A 13658-nucleotide genomic window follows, 5' to 3' on the forward strand; every position below is an offset into this window, starting at 1 on the left:
TACCTGGCAGCATGCCAAGCATGAGCACGCGAACCGCAGTCATCACAGGTGCCAGCGCCGGGATCGGCGCAGCCGCAGCCCGTTCTCTCGCCCAGGCCGGATTCCACGTCGTCCTCGGTGCGCGCCGCCGCGACAAACTCGAGGCGCTCGCCGCGGAAACGTCAGGCACCGCCCTGACACTGGACGTCACGGACGCCGATTCCGTTGCCTCGTTCGCCGAACAGGTTTCGGAGTGCCACGTGCTGGTCAACAACGCGGGCGGCGCGTGGGGCCTCGAACGGGTCGACGAGGCCGACGAGGACCACTGGCGCTGGATGTGGGAGACGAACGTGCTCGGCACCCTGCGCATGACCAAGGCCATGCTGCCGAAGCTCGTGTCCTCCGGTGACGGACACGTCATCACGGTGACGTCGATCGCGGGGCACAGCGTGTATCCCGGCGGCTCGGGCTACACATCGGCGAAGCACGCCCAGGCCGCGCTGCACGAGACGCTGCGCGCCGAGCATCTGGGCGACCCGGTGCGGTTGACGGAGGTCGTTCCGGGCGCGGTACAGACCGACTTCTCGGTCAACCGGTTCGACGGCGACGCCGACCGGGCGGCGAAGGTCTACGACGGGTACCAGCCGCTGACGGCCGAGGACGTGGCCGACGTCATCTCGTTCGCCGCCACGCGGCCGTCCCACGTCAACCTCGACCAGATCGTCATGAAGCCGCGCGCCCAGCTCGACGGCAAGACGTTCCACCGCGAGTGAGGGGTTCGGCGGGCGGTCCCAAGGGCACCTTGGGCATTGAACGCAGCCACGCGTAAAGCGTGTCCGTGAGGGGCGGTGCTCGGGCCGGCGGGCGGGCGCCCCGAAGGTGCCCTTGGGGGCGTTCAACGCCCCGGATGTTCCCTTGATGTTGCCGCTTACCGTGGCCGTACCGCTTGCCGTGGCCACGGCGAGGGCCTGCGTCAGGGGCGCCGGGACACGCCCGCCGACACTCCCCGAGCGCTCACAGCTCGCAGTTGATGAGCAGCGGTTCCGGGCGGAGCGTGACGCCGAACGTGCCGGACACACCGTCACGCACCTCGCGGGCCAGCGCGAGCAGGTCCTCGGTGCGCGCCTCGCCGCGGTTGGTCAGGGCCAGCGTGTGTTTCGTCGACAGCGACACCCGCCCGCCAGGGCCCTCGCGTCCCTTGGTGAACCCTGCGCGTTCGATGAGCCACGCCGCGGAGAGCTTCACCCCGTCGTCGGCGGGGTACTGCGGTACGGACACGTCGTCGCCCACGACGCTGGCGATGCGGCTCAGCACGTCACCCACCTGCGCCTCGGGCACGATCGGGTTGGTGAAGAACGAACCCGCGCTCCACGTGTCGTGGTCATCGGGGTCGAGAACCATGCCCTTGCGGCGGCGCAACCCCAGCACCGCCTCGCGCGCCGCCGCGGCGGGCACCCGGTCGCCGACCTCGACGCCGAGTGTGCGGGCCAGTTCGGCGTAGCGGATCGGCGCGGACAGACCGTCCTCGCGAAGGTGGAACCGCACCGACAACACCACGCCGTTGTCAGTTCCCTTGAGCATGCTCGTCCGGTAGGCGAAGCCGAGTTCGCCGGCGGCGAGGGTGCGCACCTCACCGGTGGTGCGGTCGTAGAGCTCGATCGAATGCAGCACGTCGCTGATCTCACAGCCGTACGCACCGACGTTCTGGATGGGCGTGGCGCCCGCCGATCCGGGGATGCCGGACAGGCACTCCAGCCCGCCGTAGCCCTCGGCGACGGTCGCGGCGACGTAGGCGTCCCAGTCCTGCCCTGCCCGCACGGTCGGCCCGTCCCATCCGGTGTCGGCGATGCGCACGGCGGTGCCGTCGAACCCGTCGTCGGATACGACGAGGTTCGAGCCACCGCCGACCAGCAGGACGGGCTCACCGGCCGCGTCGAGGTCGCCGACGAGGCCGGCGAGTTCGGCCGACGTGGTCGCCGTCACGAACCGGCGCGCGGGCCCGCCGAGACGCAGTGTCGTGTAGTTGCGCAGGTCGCGGCAGGTGGACGTTTCGACAGTGCTCACAACCCGCAACGGTACTGTCCCGGTCATGGCTTCCCGTATCGAGCATCGGGCGACGTTCCCCGCCTCCGTCGCCGACGTCGTCGCCGCCCAGTCCGACGAGGCCGCGTTGCGCGCGCGGCTGGACGAGATCGGCGGCGTCGGTGCCGCGCTCGAGGATCACGCCGTCGACGGTGACGAGGTGCGGTACACGCTGGTGCAGGGCGTCCCTGCGGACAAACTGCCGTCGGTGGCTCAGAAGTTCGTCTCGGGTGACCTGATGGTGCGCCGCGAGCACACCTGGAACGGGGCCGAGGGCACGATCCGCGCGCAGGTCGACGGCATTCCGGGCGAGATCACCGGGACCGTGTCGGTGGAGCCTGGCGGCGACGCGAGCGCGCAGCAGGTCACGCGCGGCGAGGTGACGGTGAAGATCCCGCTGGTGGGCGGCAAGCTCGAAGGGCTGATCGCGGAGCAGGTCACGACGCTGCTCGAGCGGGAGGCCGACTTCACGACGTCGTGGCTCGCGCGCAGCTGAAGCGCGCCGAGCCGCTCGGCTCGCCGACCAGAGGAACCACGAACCCGAATCGCCTGCGGCGCGTCGACCGCTGGCTGGTCACCGACCTCGGGGTGCGGCGCGCACTGCGTGCCGAGGCCTCGCCACTGGTCGTCGACCTCGGCTACGGCGCGTCGCCCGTGACCACCGTGGAGTTGGCGACGCGGCTGCGCACGGCGGTCCCGGACGTGCGTGTGCTCGGGTTGGAGCTCGACCCTGAGCGGGTGGCGGCGGGCGAGGCGGTCGCCGCTCCGCCGGCGCTGGAATTCCGGCGCGGCGGGTTCGAACTGGCGGGCAGCAAGCCGGCGGTGGTGCGGGCGTTCAACGTGCTGCGGCAGTACGACGAGTCGGACGTCGAACCGTCGTGGCGGGCGATGCTCGAACGGATCGCACCGGGTGGGCTGCTCGTCGACGGCACGTGCGACGAGATCGGCAGGCTGTGCACGTGGGCGACGGTGTCGCATCGCGGCCCGGTGTCGCTGACGCTCTCGTGCCGCGTCGCGTCGCTGGACCGTCCGTCCACTGTGGCCGAACGCCTGCCGAAGGCGTTGATCCACCGGAACTTTCCGGGTGAACGCATCCACGACCTACTGTCCCGATTGGACCAATGCTGGGCGACGGCAGCGCCGTTCTCGGCGTTCGGCCCACGGGCGCGGTGGACGGAGACGGTGCGTCTGCTCGCCGCGTCCGGTTGGCCGGTCCTGAGCCGCCCGGCGCGGTGGCGCCTCGGCGAACTCACCGTCCCGTGGACGTCGATCGCCCCACGCTGACCCGCACGTCCTGCGCGGCACCCCGTGTTGCGCTTTCCGGGGCCCGTGTTGCGGTTTCCAGGGGTCGTGTTGCGTTTCCCAGAGACCGTGTTGCGCACTCCGGGCAACGACCTCCGCACGCGGCCCACGGACCTGGCCGCCACCTACGATCGGCGCATGGAGAACCGTGATCGCGCGTTCCTCGCTGCCGGACGAATCGCGCTCGGCCTCGTCGGCGACCCCGCCGTCGAACGGAACTGGGATTCCGACAGCTCCCTCGAGCGGATGACGGTCGGCATGCTCGCCTGCCACCTCGGCAGGCAGGTCGTGCGGGCCGCGGAGATCCTGCCCGTGCCGGCGACGGACCCGCCGATCGACAAGACCGCGGACCACTACCGACGTGCCGCGTGGGTGCTGGCCGATTCACTCGACGACCCGGCGAACGACCGGACCCGGGACGAATCCGAGGCCGCTAGCGGGTTCGACGCCATGGTGCGCAGATGCCGAGAGGCTTTCGACCAGGTGGACGATCTCCTGCGCAGCAACCGAGCCCAGCGGACCGTCACGATTCCTTGGCAGGGGTGGAGCCTTCGCCGCACCGACTTCCTCCTCACCCGGCTGGTGGAGATCGTCGTTCACTCCGACGACCTCGCACGCAGCGTCGACGTCGCCACGCCGACTTTTCCCGCGGATGCATTCGCGCCGGTGCTCCACCTCCTGGCAGATCTGGCCACGGAACGTCACGGTCAGGCTCGGTTGATCAGCGCGTTGGCCCGCACCGAGCGGATGCCGACGACTGTCAGCGCCTTCTGATCGACGCCAGCGGGGTCGTGTTGCGTTTCCCAGGGGCCGTGTTGCGCACTCCGGTGGACGTTTCGTTACGCGGCCCCCGCCTTGTGCTGCGGGGATTCCCGATGTGACGGCGCCGCGACAGGTCGCCCCGGCCGGCAGGTGCGGCACTCGGACGAGCCCGGGTACCGATCTCTTCGTCCCGGAGGAGGCGATCTCGACGTGGTGAGCGCAGAACTCTTGCCGGCGAGCGCAGCAAGTCGAGGTTCCGAATGCAGAACACGGGTGGCCGAGTGCAGAACACGCGGGGTGCAGAACACGCGCGACGAGCAAGACGTCGGCCGGCCTTGGTGGGGGTAGCCCCACCAGGGGTCTCGGGGTCCGCCCGGACATGTCCCTGACATCGGCCGCATCCCCTGGTCAATGCCGTTTCTCCGGTGTTTTTCTCCTCCTTGTACGCATTCGATGCACACCCGAGGAACGGAGAGCGCCATGCCCGTGTTGTCCACCGCGGCCACGCGGACCTACACGGCCCGCATCGCCGACACCCGCGACGAGGTCCGTGCCGCGCAACGGCTCCGGACGGCCGTGTTCGCCGGCGAACTCGGCGCCGACCTGACAGCCGCTCATGCCGGCGAATCGCAACATCAGCACCGCGATCTGCAACACGGCGACACGAATGCAGAACACGCGGGTCTGAACGCAGGACACGCGGTGTCGAATGCAGGACACGCGGTGCTCGACGCCGACGCGTTCGACGAGCTGTGCGATCACCTCATCGTCACGCACGAACCGACCGGCGAGATCGTCGGCACGTACCGCATCCTTCCGCCGCACCGCTCGCCCGTCCCGTACTCCGCCACCGAGTTCGACCTCGGTGCCCTCGACCCCCTCGCCGGCGAGATCGTCGAGGCGGGCCGTTCCTGCGTCGCTCCCGCTCACCGCAACGGTTCCGTCATCACGCTGATGTGGTCCGCACTCGCCAGGTACACGCTGCTGGCAGGCCATCGCTACCTGGGCGGTTGCGCGTCGGTGCCGCTGGCCGACGGCGGCCACGCGGCGGCGACCGCCTGGCATCTCGCGGCCACCCGGCACGCTTCACCGGCCGAGTACCGCGTGCGCCCGTACCGTCCCTGGCTGCCACCGCACCGCGCCGACCACCCGCGGTACGCCGACCTTCCACCACTGCTGCGCGGCTATCTGCGCCTCGGTGCCTGGGTCTGCGGACCGCCCGCCCACGACCCGGATTTCGACGTCGCGGACTTCTACGTGCTGCTGCGACTCGCCGACGTCGACGACCGCTACCTGCGTTACCTGCTCGGAGACGTCCGGTGAACGCGGGAGCGGGCCCGTGGCAGGCGAGTTCACCGTGCACTCCCCGCTGCGTCACGCACCGGTTGCCGCCGGTGTCGACCATGGAGAGCGTGCGGCGAACCGTGGCCCTCGCGAAAGTCCTGACCGGCACTCTCCCCGACGACACCGACGGTGACCACGACACCGGCGACACCATCCGGCGCCGAGCGGCGGCGGCCCTCGACGCCCTGGGCGTCACGCTCACGGCGACGGGCCCGCTCGCCGTGGCGGGGTCTCCACGGCGCACCGACGAGTGCCCGGCGACCGGGTGGCACCCGGGGACAGCGGCGCACGAGTGGGCACAACACGACCGCATGGCTGCAATCGCGCGGCAGTGCGTCGATGAGAGGCGGCGGTCGGGTGACGGGCGAGCGCAACACAGCCCCCGGGAAACGCAACACGGCGGCGTCGGGACGCTCGTGGTCGCGAATCACGTGTCGTGGCTGGACATTCCGGCGTTGCTGGCTCTCGAACCGTTGACGTTCCTGGCGAAACGTGAGGTCGCGAGCTGGCCCTTCATCGGCAGGCAGGCGCGGCGGATGGGGACGTTGCTGCTCGACCGGTGGTCGCTGCGCGGGCTGCCGGCCTCGGTCGACGCCGTCGCCGAGCGTCTCCGCGCAGGCGAGACCGTCATGGCCTTCCCCGAGGCGACGACGTGGTGCAGCGGCCCGGGCGGCCCGTTCCGCCGGGCCGTGTTCCAGGCCGCGCTGGACGCCGGCGCACCGATTCGTCCCGTCACGCTGTCCTACCGCCAGCGCGGCGAACCGTCCACGATCGCGGCGTTCGTCGGCGACGACGGCCTCGCCTCCTCGCTGCCCCGCGTGATCCGTGCCCGCGATCTGACGATCCACGCCGAGTGCCACCGCCCCCTCGAACCGGCAGGCGACCGCCGCGCGCTCGCCCACCGCGCGCAGCGCGCCGTTCAGGGCGAGTCTCAACGCCTCACGCGCGCCGTCCACGCGACGGGTTCCCGCGGGCACACCGGCACCGACGCCGGGGCCGCGCATGTTTGACGTGCTGCACGACATCACCACGCTGCTGCAGAGCCACCTCGACGAGCCGTGGCTGTGGCTGGTGGTGTTCGCGATCGCCGGGCTGGATGCACTGCTTCCGTTCATGCCCAGCGAGTCGACCGTGATCACGATGGCGGTGCTGCTGGGTACCTCCGACGTGGCGGCGCTGGCCGGTCTGACCGCGGTGGCGGCGTTCGGCGCCTGGGCGGGTGACTGCGCGGGCCACGGGATCGGCCGCGGGCTGGGCCCGTTCGGCATCTCGCGGCTGGTGCGCAGCGAACGCGGCAGGCGCAACTACGCGTGGGCCGCCGACCGGCTCGACAGGCACGCTGTGGTGTTGATCGTCGCGGGTCGCTACTTCCCGGGCGGGCGGGTCGCGTCGGCGCTGGCGACGGGCGGGCTGAGGTATCCGTTCGGCCGGTTCGCGCTGCTCGACCTCGCGGGCACGACGGTCTGGGCGGTCTACTCGGTGCTCATCGGGGCGGCGGGTGCGGCGAGTTTCGCCGACGATCCGGTTGCGGGACTGCTCGCCGCGTTCGCACTGGGACTGCTGACCTTGGGTTTCGTCGAGGGTGGCAGACGGCTACTGTCGCGCCGTGAACACCGACGCGGCAAATCCGAACCACACCCCCAGCCCGCGGAGCAACGACCGTCCGCGGAGCAACGACGGTCCGCAGGGCAACGACGGTCCGCTGAGCTACGAGACCCTGTTGACGGCGTTCGACGAGCAGGGCGACGCGTTGCGGGAGGCGGCGCTGGCGGCGGGCCCGGAGGCGACGGTGCCGACGTGTCCGGAGTGGACTGTCGCGCGCCTCGTTAGGCACGTGGCGGCGGTGCAGGCGTGGGTGCTGGCGTGCATCGCCGATCCGCACGGCGGTGAACCGCGCGGCGAGCGCCCGCCGAAGGAGTGGGACGAGATCGTCCCGTGGTGGGACGGCACCCGCGCGGAGCTGCGCCGGGCGTTCGACAGCGGCCCGGAAACACCGGCCCACATGCCGTTCCCGTGCTACGAGGCGAATCTCCGCGCATGGGCCCGCAGGCAGGCACACGAGGCCGCCATCCACCGGCTCGACGCCGAACTCGCCGCAGGACGGGACGCCACGACGTTCGACACGATGTTCGCGGCCGACGGCGTGGACGAGGCGTTGTCGATGATCATCCACCGCAGGAGGGCGGACTGGTCGGCGGTCGAGGCGCGCGGCACGGTGCTGGTGCATGCCGAGGACGCCCGCAGGCTGTGGTCGCTGACGCTCGCGCCGGGGCAGCCGCCCGCACTGACGGGCCCCGCCGACCCCGACGTCACCCTCAGCGGCGGTGCGGACGCCGTCTACAAGCGGCTCTGGCGCAGGCCTGCCGACGTGTCGATCACCGGCGAAGCCACGCTCCTCGATCCGCTCGAGACCCCCTGACCAGCGCGAACTCCGTCGGCGGATAATGGGTGGCCGTGCCCGATACGCGCAAGTACGTCATCAAGTTCGGCTGCCCCGACCGCACGGGGATCGTCGCCCGCATCTCGTCGTTCCTCGCCGAACTCGGCGGCTGGATCACCGACTCGGCCTACCACACCGACCCGGACACGGGCTGGTTCTTCACGCGGCAGGTGGTGACCGCCGAGTCCGTCCCGTTCGACATCGACGAGCTGCGCGCACGGTTCGCCGGTATCGCGCGGTCGCTCGGTGCGGAGGCCGACTGGAAGGTCTTCGACAGCGCCGAACGCAGGCGCGTGGTGATCCTCGTGTCGAAGGAGGGCCACTGCCTGTACGACCTGCTGGGCCGCGTCGCCTCCGGGGAGTTGGACGTCGACGTCGCCGCGGTGATCGGCAACCACGAGCACCTCGCAGACATCACGCGTGCGCACGGGATCCCGTTCCACCACGTGCCGTTCGGCACCGGCCCCGAGTCGAAGGCCGAGGCGTTCGCGCAGGTGGCGAAGCTGGTCGACGCCCACGACCCGCACGCGGTGGTGCTGGCGCGGTTCATGCAGATCCTCCCGCCGGAACTGTGCGAGGCGTGGCAGGGCCGCGCGATCAACATCCACCACAGCTTCCTGCCGTCGTTCATCGGCGCGCGCCCGTACCACCAGGCGCACCTGCGCGGCGTGAAGCTGGTCGGCGCGACGTGCCACTACGTGACGGCCGACCTCGACGCGGGGCCGATCATCGAGCAGGACGTGATGCGGGTCGACCACACCGATTCGGTCGACGACATGATCCGCAAGGGCCGCGACGTCGAGAAGGTGACGCTCTCGCGCGGCCTGCGGTGGCACCTAGAGGGCCGCGTCCTCGTGCACGGCAACCGGACCATGGTGCTGTGACGCGGGCTGCGCGTCCCCGCCCGTCGATCCAGGCACCGGCTCCTGCTCCGTCGAGGCCGGTGTGGCCGCGGACGCCGAGCGGGCGGTGCGGGCCGCGGGGACGATCATCGGCGTGCCGGTCTCGGGGTCGTCGATGACGCGGCACGACAGGCCGAACACGTCCTCGACGAGGCCGGCGGTGACGATCCGCGACGGCTCGCCCTGCGCGGCGACGATCCCGCCGGGGCGCATGACGACGAGGTGCGTGGCGTAGCGGCACGCCTGGTTGAGGTCGTGCAGCACGGCCACGAGGGTGTGCTCGCCGTCGTCGTGCAGGTCCGCACACAGGTCCAGGACCTCGATCTGGTGCGCGATGTCGAGGAACGTCGTCGGCTCGTCGAGCAGCAGGATCGGCGTCTGCTGGGCCAGCACCATCGCCAGCCACACGCGTTGCCGCTGCCCGCCGGACAGTTCGTCGACGACCCGCTGCGCCAGGTTCGCGACGCCGGTGAGCCGCATCGACTCGGCCACGACGGCCTCGTCCTCGGCCGACCACTGCCGGAGCACGCTCTGGTGCGGGTACCGGCCGCGGGCGACGAGGTCGCCGACGGTGATGCCGCCGGGCGCGGTGGACGACTGCGGCAGCAGGCCCAGCCGCTTGGCCACGTCCTTCGACCGCTGCGACGTGATCGCCTTGCCATCGAGGTGCACCGTGCCCGCCTTGGGTTTGAGCATCCGCGCGAGCGCTTTGAGCAGCGTCGACTTGCCGCACGCGTTGGGGCCGATGATCGCGGTGAACGAACCGTCGGGGATGTCGACGGACAGCTCCCGCGCGACGGTCGCCTGGTCGTAGGCGAGCGTGAGGTCTTCGGCGCGCAGCCTCGTCATGCGTACCTGCCCTTTCCGCGCCATTCGGACGCCAGCAGCCAGATCAAGTACAGCCCGCCGACACAGCCCGTGGCGGTTCCGACGGGTAGCTGTGCCGCGGGGAACAGTTGCTGCACCAGCAGGTCTCCCGTGGCCAGCAGCAGTGCCCCGACGAGCGCGGTCGTCACCAGACCCGGCGCCGACGTGCGTGTGAGCCTGCGCGTGAGCTGCGGCGCGGCCAGCGCCACGAACGTGATGGGTCCAGCGGCGGCGACGGCGAACGCGGCGAGCAGCACGCTCACGCCGATCAACAACGTCCGGTCACGCCCGGTGCGCACGCCGAGCCCGCCCGCGGTGTCGTCGCCGAGTTCCATCATCGACAGCGACCGCGTGCGCGACAGCGCCACCGGCAGCAGCACGGCCAGCGTGACGGCGGCCGCGACGACGTGTTCCCAGCCGCGAGAGTTGACGCTGCCGACGAGCCATGCCTGCGCGGTGAGCGCGTCGTGCAGGCTCGCGCGCGTGATGAGCATCGAGTTCGCGGCGACGGCGAGCGCGTTGATACCGATGCCCATCAGCACGAACCGCAGGCCGCTCACGCCGCGGTGGTACGCGAGAACGTAGATCAGCAGAGCTGCGACGACGCCGCCGGTCAGCGCACCGAGCGAGACCTGCAGCATCGTGCCGCCGAGCACCGTGATGACGACGAGCGCGCCGGTCGCGGCCGCACTGGTGAATCCGATGACGTCGGGGCTGCCGAGCGAGTTGCGGGTGACGGTCTGCAGGATCGCACCGCTGACGGCGAGCATCGCGCCGACGAGCACCGCCACCAGCAGCCGCGGCAGCATCAGCGTGTAGACGACGAAGTCGCCCGTCTCGTCGCCGCGGCCGGCGAGGGAGGCGAGCACCTGGCCGAGGGTCAGCGAGTACTCGCCCGCGGTCAGCGTCACGACCATGACGGCGGCGAGCAGCGCCGCGACGACGGCGCCGACGACGAGCGTCCGCGGTGCGATGCGCAGCGAAAGGCCGCCCGCACGGACGACGCGACCGGTGACGGCCCGCGCGTCGGTGGCCCGGGTGCCGGCGGCATGCGTATCGACGGCCCGTGGGTCGGCGGGTCCGGTGTCGGCGGGCCGGGTGTCGGCGGGGTTCGGCGGCGGGGTCACAGGGCTGCCAGCTTTCGTTTGCGGCACAGCGCGAGGAACACCGGCACACCGACCACCGCCGTGACGATGCCGACCTGGATCTCCGCGGGCGGTGCGATGACTCGGCCCACGAGGTCGGCGCCGACGAGCAACGTGGGCGCCAGCACGAGCGAGTACGGCAGCACCCAGCGCTGGTCGGGTCCGGCGAGGAACCGGGCGACGTGCGGGACGGCCAGTCCCACGAACCCGATCGGCCCGACGGCGGCCGTCGCCGCGCCGCACAGCAACGTGATGGCGACGGCTCCGGCGATGCGGATGCGGTCGGGGTGGGCGCCCAGTGCGCGGCCGAGGTCGTCACCCATGGCGAGTGCGTTGAGCGGGCGCATCAGCAGCAGCGCCGCCACGATGCCGACGGCCATGAACGGCAGGACCGGCAGCAGCACGTCGTAGTAGCGGCCGGACAGCGAGCCGACCTGCCAACGCCGGAACTCTTCGAACGCATCCGGCGCGGTGAGCATGAGGCCGCTGTTGACGGCGAACAGCACCGCGGTGACGGCGGCACCCGCGACGACGAGACGTTCGGGGGTGGCGCTACGCGAACCCGCGCTGCCGAGCGCGTAGACGACCACACTGGCGACGGCTGCCCCGGCGAACGCCAGCCACACGTAGCCGAGCACGGTCGTGATGCCCAGGTAGGTGAGCGCCAGCGCGACACCGGTCGAGGCGCCCATCGTGATGCCGAGCAGCCCGGGATCGGCGAGCGGGTTGCGGGTGAGCGCCTGCATGAGCGCGCCCGCGAGGCCGAGACTCGCGCCGACGAGCACGGCGAGGATCGTGCGCGGGATGCGGTACTCGTGGATGACCACGGCCGCGTCGGAGCCGTCGCTGTGCCACAGCAGGTCCCAGGTCTGCAGCAGCGGAATCCCTTTCGACCCGAACCACACGCTCGCCAGCGCCAGGAACAGCAACGCGCCCGCGGCCACCACGAGCCCGGCGCCCCGCGCCACGGTCCCCCGCGTGGTGACACCGGTCGCCGTGACGGACCCGGTGTCCGTGGCGGTCCCGCTCGTGGCGGACGGCCCGGACTGGGCTCGGGGTCCGGGCTCGGCTTCGGTCCCGGCGGTCGACGGCATAAGGTGAGGCTAACCAATCGAGTGACTCACCTCGACGTGTGCCTCCCCACGCCCCGTGTTCCACCTTCCAGAGCCCGTGTTGCGTTCTCCGGGAGCCGTGTTGCGTTTCCCAGGGGCCGTGTTGCGCCCTCCCGTCGCCCGACCACGACCCCTCACCGACGCCCTGCCGCGCGGCTGTGTTGATGGGGCCACGTTGTTGACGGGGCCGTGTTGCGCCTTCCGGCCCCTGTTCTTCACTCGGCGCATCCGGCGCGGACGCGAAAATCCGTTGCCCCGGTTGGCAGCACACCCGCAGGGTGTGCACATGACCTGCCCGCGCACCGCGCTCGACGCCACCTCGGCCACCCGCGCACCCGTCGTCGGCGTACCTGCTGTCGTCGGCGTCACGGTGCAGCGACAGCAGCCGAGCGGCATCGGGAGGTCGACCACCGCGCAGCCGTGACCGGGGCGCTGCTGGCAGGGCTCGTCGCCGGATACGGCATCGCGATCCCCGTCGGCGCGGTCGGCGCGTACCTGGTCACGCTGGCGGCTCGCACCCGGAGGAGCGTCGCCGTGGGCGCGGCCCTCGGGGTGGCCACCGCGGACGGTGGATACGCGCTGCTGGCGGTGGTGGGCGGTCGCGCCGTGGCCGCAGTCCTCGAACCCGTGGCGACGCCGCTGCGGTGGACGTCCGCGGCGGTGCTGGTGGCGATCGCCGTGACAATCGCAGGCTCGGCGATCATCGAACACCGGCAGCGCACCCGTGGGCGGATCACGTCGCCGGTACGCGGGACACCCGCCACTCCCGGACGCGCCTACGCCGTGTTGTTGGCGATCACGTGCCTGAACCCGACCACGCTCACCTACTTCGCCGCGCTCGTCCTCGGCGACGGCGCCGGTATCGACCGCGCGGGTCCGGCTGGGCCGGTGGCGTCGGCGGTGTTCGTCGCCGCGGCGTTCGCGGCGTCCGCGAGCTGGCAGCTGGCGCTGGCGTTCGCGGGCTCGGCCCTGGGCCGCGTCGTCTCGGGCCCGCGGGGACGGCTGGTGACGGCTGTGGTGTCGAGCACCATGGTGATCGGGCTCGCTGCCATCACGGCGCTGAGCGTGTAAAACCTGTCGTAGGACCCGAATCAGGGTTCCCGGACGAGGGAGCCGTACCCGGAAACGCGACAAGACGGCCGTCGGAAGGGACCTGTCATGTCGTGGCTGATCCTGATCGTGTCGGGGCTGTTCGAGGCCGTCTGGGCGACCGCACTGGGGAAGACCGCGGGGTTCACGCGGCTGGGGCCGTCGATGGTGTTCCTCGCCGCTCTCGTGGTGAGCATGGCCGGGCTGGCGTACGCGATGCGCGACCTGCCGACCGGAACCTCCTACGCCGTGTGGGTGGCGATCGGCGCCGTGGGCACCGTGGTCTACGCCATGGCCACCGGGGACGAAGTGGTGTCCCCGCTGAAGGTGCTGTTCCTCGTCGGCATCATCGGCTGCGTCGTCGGCTTGAAGGCCGTGAGCTAACGGATACTCGAGGGGCGAAGATCGGTCCACTCGGCGTCGACGTAGCGCAGGCAGGCCTCGCGGGTGTCCTCACCGAACACCACGCGCCAGCCCGCGGGAACGTCCACGAACGACGGCCACAGCGAGTGCTGGTCCTCGTCGTTGACGAGCACGTAGAACCGGCCTTCGTTGTCCTCGAACGGATTCATCGCTCACTCCTCATGTCCGTTGTCCACTGTGCAGGGACCGCTTTCCGGGGGATGTTCCGGAG

Annotated in this window: 17 protein-coding genes and 1 riboswitch; of the genes, 12 read left to right on the top strand and 5 right to left on the bottom strand. The window is 71.4% G+C overall.

Annotated elements, in window-relative coordinates:
- Positions 1-20: 20 nt before the first annotated feature.
- Complete coding sequence (locus tag FB384_RS06180) at positions 21-752, top strand: SDR family oxidoreductase (RefSeq protein ID WP_183780024.1); 732 nt, start codon at positions 21-23, stop codon at positions 750-752.
- A gap of 241 nt (positions 753-993) precedes the next feature.
- On the opposite strand, the gene FB384_RS06185 is transcribed toward FB384_RS06180, so the two are convergent.
- Positions 994-2043 carry a UDP-N-acetylmuramate dehydrogenase gene (locus FB384_RS06185; RefSeq protein WP_258937893.1) on the bottom strand — a complete coding sequence of 350 codons (1050 nt, stop codon included), beginning with the start codon at positions 2041-2043 and terminating at the stop codon, positions 994-996.
- A 25-nt stretch (positions 2044-2068) separates the two neighbouring features.
- Here FB384_RS06185 and FB384_RS06190 point away from each other — a divergent pair, with 25 nt between their 5' ends.
- The 8 genes from FB384_RS06190 (at position 2069) to purU (ending at position 8793) form a co-directional block, all read left to right on the top strand.
- Positions 2069-2557 (top strand): DUF2505 domain-containing protein, encoded by a 489-nt coding sequence (locus FB384_RS06190; protein ID WP_183780031.1) that lies wholly within the window; start codon positions 2069-2071, stop codon positions 2555-2557.
- Positions 2539-3345, top strand: a complete 807-nt coding sequence (locus FB384_RS06195; RefSeq protein ID WP_323985139.1) for a methyltransferase domain-containing protein — start codon at positions 2539-2541, stop codon at positions 3343-3345. Before FB384_RS06190 ends, FB384_RS06195 begins: the two co-directional genes overlap by 19 nt.
- Before the next feature lie 156 nt (positions 3346-3501).
- Positions 3502-4137: a maleylpyruvate isomerase N-terminal domain-containing protein gene (locus FB384_RS06200; RefSeq protein WP_183780034.1), complete on the top strand. Its 636-nt coding sequence runs from the start codon at positions 3502-3504 to the stop codon at positions 4135-4137.
- Between the two features lie 468 nt (positions 4138-4605).
- Positions 4606-5448: a GNAT family N-acetyltransferase gene (locus FB384_RS06205; RefSeq protein ID WP_183780037.1), complete on the top strand. Its 843-nt coding sequence runs from the start codon at positions 4606-4608 to the stop codon at positions 5446-5448.
- An 89-nt stretch (positions 5449-5537) separates the two neighbouring features.
- Positions 5538-6479: a lysophospholipid acyltransferase family protein gene (locus FB384_RS06210; protein ID WP_323985140.1), complete on the top strand. Its 942-nt coding sequence runs from the start codon at positions 5538-5540 to the stop codon at positions 6477-6479.
- Positions 6472-7299, top strand: coding sequence for a DedA family protein (locus FB384_RS06215; RefSeq protein WP_183780039.1), 828 nt, complete (start codon positions 6472-6474; stop codon positions 7297-7299). The genes FB384_RS06210 and FB384_RS06215 overlap by 8 nt, the downstream gene beginning before the upstream one ends.
- Positions 7220-7888: a maleylpyruvate isomerase family mycothiol-dependent enzyme gene (locus tag FB384_RS06220; RefSeq protein WP_267459311.1), complete on the top strand. Its 669-nt coding sequence runs from the start codon at positions 7220-7222 to the stop codon at positions 7886-7888. The genes FB384_RS06215 and FB384_RS06220 overlap by 80 nt, the downstream gene beginning before the upstream one ends.
- A 29-nt stretch (positions 7889-7917) precedes the next feature.
- A complete protein-coding gene (gene purU / locus FB384_RS06225) occupies positions 7918-8793 on the top strand; it encodes a formyltetrahydrofolate deformylase (protein WP_183780042.1) in 876 nt (291 codons plus the stop codon).
- Here the strand turns inward: purU and FB384_RS06230 are convergent.
- The 3 genes from FB384_RS06230 to FB384_RS06240 are packed head-to-tail and all read right to left on the bottom strand — an operon-like array spanning position 8746 to position 11917.
- Positions 8746-9660, bottom strand: coding sequence for an ABC transporter ATP-binding protein (locus FB384_RS06230; RefSeq protein ID WP_183780045.1), 915 nt, complete (start codon positions 9658-9660; stop codon positions 8746-8748). The genes purU and FB384_RS06230 overlap by 48 nt on opposite strands.
- Positions 9657-10805, bottom strand: coding sequence for a FecCD family ABC transporter permease (locus tag FB384_RS06235; protein ID WP_183780048.1), 1149 nt, complete (start codon positions 10803-10805; stop codon positions 9657-9659). Before FB384_RS06235 ends, FB384_RS06230 begins: the two co-directional genes overlap by 4 nt.
- The gene (locus tag FB384_RS06240) at positions 10802-11917 is read right to left on the bottom strand and encodes a FecCD family ABC transporter permease (protein WP_183780051.1); all 1116 of its coding nucleotides are present in this window, start codon (positions 11915-11917) and stop codon (positions 10802-10804) included. Before FB384_RS06240 ends, FB384_RS06235 begins: the two co-directional genes overlap by 4 nt.
- A 304-nt stretch (positions 11918-12221) precedes the next feature.
- On the opposite strand from FB384_RS06240, the gene FB384_RS06245 reads away from it, so the two are divergent.
- The 3 genes from FB384_RS06245 to FB384_RS06255 all read left to right on the top strand — a co-directional run bounded on the left by FB384_RS06245 (position 12222) and on the right by FB384_RS06255 (position 13408).
- Positions 12222-12359 carry a hypothetical protein gene (locus FB384_RS06245; RefSeq protein ID WP_183780054.1) on the top strand — a complete coding sequence of 46 codons (138 nt, stop codon included), beginning with the start codon at positions 12222-12224 and terminating at the stop codon, positions 12357-12359.
- The gene (locus FB384_RS06250) at positions 12356-13006 is read left to right on the top strand and encodes a LysE family transporter (RefSeq protein WP_183780058.1); all 651 of its coding nucleotides are present in this window, start codon (positions 12356-12358) and stop codon (positions 13004-13006) included. The genes FB384_RS06245 and FB384_RS06250 overlap by 4 nt, the downstream gene beginning before the upstream one ends.
- Positions 13007-13014: 8 nt before the next feature.
- Positions 13015-13079: riboswitch (guanidine-III (ykkC-III) riboswitch) on the top strand.
- Positions 13080-13093: 14 nt separating this feature from the next.
- On the top strand, positions 13094-13408 hold the full coding sequence (locus FB384_RS06255; protein ID WP_183780061.1) for a DMT family transporter: 315 nt from the start codon (positions 13094-13096) through the stop codon (positions 13406-13408).
- On the opposite strand, the gene FB384_RS06260 is transcribed toward FB384_RS06255, so the two are convergent.
- Positions 13405-13596, bottom strand: a complete 192-nt coding sequence (locus FB384_RS06260) for an MbtH family protein (protein ID WP_183780064.1) — start codon at positions 13594-13596, stop codon at positions 13405-13407. The two genes, FB384_RS06255 and FB384_RS06260, sit on opposite strands and share 4 nt — an antisense overlap.
- Between the last annotated feature and the right edge of the window lie 62 nt (positions 13597-13658).

Origin of the sequence: Prauserella sediminis (assembly GCF_014195435.1) — a bacterium.
Taxonomy (GTDB): domain Bacteria; phylum Actinomycetota; class Actinomycetes; order Mycobacteriales; family Pseudonocardiaceae; genus Prauserella; species Prauserella salsuginis.

What these genes read in the sequence shown, in the direction of transcription:
- FB384_RS06180 (WP_183780024.1), top strand. Translation starts at nt 21, where the DNA reads ATGAGCACGCGAACCGCAGTCATCACAGGTGCCAGCGCCGGGATCGGC.
- FB384_RS06190 (WP_183780031.1), top strand. Translation starts at nt 2,069, where the DNA reads ATGGCTTCCCGTATCGAGCATCGGGCGACGTTCCCCGCCTCCGTCGCC.
- FB384_RS06200 (WP_183780034.1), top strand. Translation starts at nt 3,502, where the DNA reads ATGGAGAACCGTGATCGCGCGTTCCTCGCTGCCGGACGAATCGCGCTC.
- FB384_RS06205 (WP_183780037.1), top strand. Translation starts at nt 4,606, where the DNA reads ATGCCCGTGTTGTCCACCGCGGCCACGCGGACCTACACGGCCCGCATC.
- FB384_RS06215 (WP_183780039.1), top strand. Translation starts at nt 6,472, where the DNA reads ATGTTTGACGTGCTGCACGACATCACCACGCTGCTGCAGAGCCACCTC.
- FB384_RS06230 (WP_183780045.1), bottom strand. Translation starts at nt 9,660, where the DNA reads ATGACGAGGCTGCGCGCCGAAGACCTCACGCTCGCCTACGACCAGGCG.
- FB384_RS06240 (WP_183780051.1), bottom strand. Translation starts at nt 11,917, where the DNA reads ATGCCGTCGACCGCCGGGACCGAAGCCGAGCCCGGACCCCGAGCCCAG.
- FB384_RS06245 (WP_183780054.1), top strand. Translation starts at nt 12,222, where the DNA reads ATGACCTGCCCGCGCACCGCGCTCGACGCCACCTCGGCCACCCGCGCA.
- FB384_RS06255 (WP_183780061.1), top strand. Translation starts at nt 13,094, where the DNA reads ATGTCGTGGCTGATCCTGATCGTGTCGGGGCTGTTCGAGGCCGTCTGG.
- FB384_RS06260 (WP_183780064.1), bottom strand. Translation starts at nt 13,596, where the DNA reads ATGAATCCGTTCGAGGACAACGAAGGCCGGTTCTACGTGCTCGTCAAC.